We start from the raw sequence: 1959 nt of genomic DNA on the forward strand, positions 1-1959 counted from the left end.
CGGCCCCCCTCGCGGGTGATCGGCGCCGTCGGGCGTCCGGCGGTGCGGGCGGCGGCCCGCCGCGGGTCAGTCCTGCCAGACCTGGACGACGGACGGCCGCGGCCCGGCGAACGCGCCCGCCGGCACCGGCGCGCCCGGCGTCACGTAGTCCGGGAAGTACGAGTTCTGGCTCGCGAACGTGCCGTCCTCCCCCGGGTGCTGCACCGCGACGTAGACCATGCGGTCCTGGGAGTCGACGACGGGGCCGCACGTCTCGGCGTCGCGCGGGACCGACAGGAACTGCTGCACGTGCCCGCGCTCGCGGCCCGTGAGCGGCACCTTGAACAGCCCGTCGCACTTCTGGATCGTGCTCGGCTGGCCGTCCGTGGAGATCCACAGGTTGCCCTCGGCGTCGAACGCGAGGTTGTCGGGGCACGAGATCGGGGAGACCTTCTCCTTCGGGTAGCCCGCGAAGTAGGCCGAACCGTTGGTCGCCGGGTCGCCCGCGACGAGCAGCAGGTTCCACGAGAACGTGCGCGACGCGGCGTCGTCACGGTCCTCCACAATCTCCACCACGTGGCCGTCGCGGTTGGTGTTGCGCGGGTTCGGCTCGGTGGCCGCCTCGGCGCCCGCGGGGCCGCGCGACGTGTTGTTCGTGCACGCGACGTAGACGCGCCCGGTCACCGGGTTCGGCTCGACGTCCTCGGGACGGTCCATCTTGGTCGCCCCGACCCGGTCGGCCGCGATGCGCGTACGGACGAGGACCTCCTCGACCGACATGCCCTCGACCGCGCTGCGCCCGTCGACGACGAGCGGGACCCACTCGCCCCGGCCGTCGAACGCGCCGTCGGACGGCAGGCGGCCCGAGCCGTCGATCTCGCCGGCGGGCGAGTCGCCGTGGAAGCGCGCGACGTACAGCGAGCCCTCGGTGAGCAGCTGCTTGTTGTGCCGGCGCGCCCACCCGCTGCTGCCCGGCCGCATCGTGCGCGACGAGACGAACTTGTAGACGTAGTCGAAGCGCTCGTCGTCGCCCATGTACGCGACCGCGTGGCCGCGCCGCGACAGGATGACGTTCGCGCCCTCGTGCTTGAAGCGGCCGAGCGCCGTGTGCTTGACCGGCGCCTCGTCGGGGGCGTACGGGTCGATCTCGACGATCCAGCCGAACCGGTTCGGCTCGTTCTCGTACCCGGGGTTGCGCGCGTCGAAGCGCGGGTCGTCGAGCTCCCAGCCGTAGCCGGTGGGCGCGTCGCGCAGGCCGTACCGGGCGTCGGCGCCCTGGCCGGACGTGCGGAAGTACCCGTGGAAGTTCTCCTCGCCCGACAGCACGGTGCCCCACGGGGTCGTGCCGCCGGCGCAGTTGTTGAGCGTGCCGAGGACGCGCGTGCCCGACGGGTCCGCGACCGTCTTCAGCAGGTCCGAGCCCGCGGCGGGGCCGGTGACGTGGAACTCCGTGCTCATGTGCACGCGGCGGTTGAAGCGGCTGCGGCGCTCGTAGTCCCACGGCTCGCCCCGGCGGCGCCGGCGCACCTCGACGACCGACATGCCGTGCGCGGCCCGCTCGATCGCGCGCCGCGTCGCGGCGTCGTAGGAGTCGTCGAACATGATCGCCGGGTTCGTGTACTCGTGGTTCGTCACGAGCAGCCCGCGCGTGCCGCGGCCGGGCCCGCGCCCGGGCGTGCGGCAGTTGGCGAGGTGGTGCGAGCGCTCGAGCGGGAGGATGTCGAGGTAGTCGTTGTTGTAGCCGAACTGCAGCGCCTGCTGCTCCGGCGTCTGGCGGGCGACGTCGAACTCCTCGCCGCCGCGCAGGATCGGGTCGCCCCACCGGATGATCGGGCGCCAGGCGTAGCCGTCGGGCACCACGAGCGCGTCGGTCGAGGCGGCCTGCGGCGCGATGGGGCCGAACGCCAGGCCGCGGCCCCACCGGCCGCGGCCGTGCCCGTGGCCGTGCCCGTGACCGGCGAGCGTGCCCTCGGCCGCCGC

Annotated in this window: 1 protein-coding gene; it reads right to left on the reverse strand. The window is 74.0% G+C overall.

What is annotated here, in order from left to right:
- Window positions 1–66: 66 nt before the first annotated feature.
- On the reverse strand, window positions 67–1959 hold a 1893-nt coding region (locus tag JZ5iCDA_RS17190; protein WP_139123220.1), incomplete at its 5' end, for a PhoX family protein.

Source organism: Cellulosimicrobium cellulans, from assembly GCF_001722485.1.
Lineage (GTDB): Bacteria > Actinomycetota > Actinomycetes > Actinomycetales > Cellulomonadaceae > Cellulosimicrobium > Cellulosimicrobium cellulans_A.